Origin of the sequence: Bradyrhizobium sp. PRIMUS42 (genome assembly GCF_023006515.1) — a bacterium.
Taxonomy (GTDB): Bacteria; Pseudomonadota; Alphaproteobacteria; order Rhizobiales; family Xanthobacteraceae; genus Bradyrhizobium.
In genome coordinates this window covers 1-2,362 of the sequence record NZ_JALBGZ010000864.1, presented here as the reverse complement: position 1 = coordinate 2,362, position 2,362 = coordinate 1, and the positions used below count along the sequence as shown (strand labels likewise).

Here is a 2,362-nt window from a genome sequence, read left to right as displayed (position 1 = left end):
CTCTGGCCGCCGCGATCGCTGTCTTCGCCGTGCTGTCGCTGGCGATCTGGGCCGCGGTCCGGCTCGCCGCACATCTCTTCTAGCCCCGCATCCTTTCCAAGGCCTCGATCATGATCTCATCCAAGCGAGCATTCGCCGGCGCGGTCATCCTGACATGCCTTGTCGGGTCTCCCGCCTTCGCAGCCGACACCTCCAGCGGCGATCTCGTCATCACCAGGGCCTGGAGCCGGGCGACGCCCGGCGGTGCCAAGGTCGCTGGCGGCTATCTGACGATCGAGAACAGGGGCCAGACGCCGGAGCGGTTGCAGGCCGCATCGGCCGCCCATGCGCTTCGAACCGAGATCCACGAGATGACCGTCAACGACGGTGTCATGACCATGCGCCCGCTCGACAAGGGGCTCATCATCGCACCCGGACAAGTCGTTACGCTCGCGCCCGGCGGCGGACACCTGATGTTCATCGGCCTCGATGTGCCGCTCCATGCCGGCGACCAGATGCCGGTGACGCTGGCATTCGAGCGCGCCGGCAAGGTGAACGTGACGCTCGACGTGCAGGCCATCGGCGCACAGGCTCCCGAAAGGACGGAGAGCACGGCGACGGTGCAGCCGGCGCATCGCTCGGAGCAGGCGACGTCTGCACCACCCGCAGCGACATCCGAAGCGGACGAGAGCTTCTTCACCCACCTGCATGCTGAAAAGGCCATGGCCAACGTCACGGTCTCGCCGGGGCGCGCCGGTCCGGTCGAGATCGCAATCCAGCTCGAAGATGCGAACGAATTGCCACTGAGTGCCGATGCGGTTGCGGTGACGCTCGGCAATCCCGAACATGGCGTGGCACCGATCACTGCAAGCGCCGAACGCGTCGGCAACGATCAATGGCGGGTCAGAATGTCGGCCCCACTGTCCGGCCGCTGGTCGCTCGGCCTCGACATCCGCATCACGCCCTCGGACGCGGTCAAGGTGGTGTCACCTATCCTGCTCCGTTGAGGCACCTAAGTACTGTAGCGGAGGCGAATCCGGCAAAAGCTTGTCGCAGCGCAAACACTCTTGCCGCGATCGGCGCACACTGCATCCGTCATCAAAAACCTTTCCAGATGAAGGATGCTTCCGATGTTCACCCGCAGAGTCGCATTGATCGGCGCCGCCGCGACCGCCCTGATGCTGGCGACCCCCGCTTTGGCTGCCGATGATCTCAAACTGCCGCGTCAAAAGGTAGAGCTGGTGGCGCCGCCATTCGTGCATGCGCACGAGCAAGCGACCAAGCAAGGTCCGAAGATCATCGAGTTCAAGCTCACGATCGAGGAGAAGAAGGTCGTCATCGACGAGAAGGGCACCACCTTCCAGGCAATGACCTTCAACGGCTCGATGCCGGGCCCGCTGATGGTCGTGCATGAGGGCGACTACGTCGAAACGACGCTGGTCAACCCCTCGACCAACTCCATGCCGCACAACATCGACTTCCATTCCGCGACCGGCGCGCTCGGCGGCGGTGCACTCACGCTGATCAATCCCGGCGAGCAGGTCGTGCTGCGCTGGAAGGCAACCAAGACCGGCGTGTTCGTCTATCACTGCGCCCCGGGCGGCCCGATGATCCCCTGGCACGTCGTCTCCGGCATGAACGGCGCCGTGATGGTGCTGCCGCGCGACGGACTGAACGACGGCAAGGGCCACGCGCTGAAATACGACAAGGTCTACTATGTCGGCGAGCAGGACATGTATGTGCCGCGCGACGAGAAGGGCAATTTCAAGTCCTACGACTCGCCCGGCGAAGCCTTCACCGAAACCGAAGAGGTGATGAAGAAGCTGACTCCTACCCACGTCGTGTTCAACGGCAAGGTCGGGGCGCTCACCGGCAAGAGCGCGCTGACCGCCAATGTCGGCGAGAACGTGCTGATCGTGCATTCGCAGGCCAATCGCGACAGCCGTCCGCATCTGATCGGCGGCCATGGCGACTATGTCTGGGAGACCGGCAAGTTCGGCAATGCACCCGAGGTCGGACTCGAGACCTGGTTCATCCGTGGCGGCTCGGCGGGAGCCGCGCTGTACAAGTTCATGCAGCCCGGCATCTACGCCTATGTCACGCACAATCTGATCGAGGCCGCAGACCTCGGTGCCACCGCGCACTTCAAGGTCGAGGGCAAGTGGAACGACGATCTGATGACCCAGGTGAAGGCGCCTGCCGAAATACCGGCTGCCAAAACCAACTAGACGCGACGAGGGGCCGGTCATCACCGGCCCCTTCTTCCTTCGGGGAATGACCATGCTGATCGCATTCAAGCTCAAACTGGCACTCGCCTGCGCCGCCGGGCTCGCAGGGCCGATCGCGGTGGCGCCGCTGGTCTCGAACGTGGCGGTCCACGGCA

The 2,362-nt window shown here is 64.1% G+C and carries 1 protein-coding gene and 1 pseudogene; both read left to right on the top strand.

Annotation, left to right across the window (positions count from 1 at the left end):
• Positions 1-110: 110 nt before the first annotated feature.
• Positions 111-575 (top strand): annotated as a pseudogene (locus tag MOV75_RS34865) (copper chaperone PCu(A)C); the annotation flags it as partial.
• 534 nt (positions 576-1,109) lie between these two features.
• Positions 1,110-2,207 carry a copper-containing nitrite reductase gene (gene nirK / locus MOV75_RS34860; protein ID WP_246932054.1) on the top strand — a complete coding sequence of 366 codons (1,098 nt, stop codon included), beginning with the start codon at positions 1,110-1,112 and terminating at the stop codon, positions 2,205-2,207.
• The last annotated feature ends 155 nt before the right edge of the window (positions 2,208-2,362 follow it).

Coding starts and splice junctions, on each gene's coding strand:
- nirK (WP_246932054.1), top strand. CDS start 1,110: ATGTTCACCCGCAGAGTCGCATTGATCGGCGCCGCCGCGACCGCCCTG.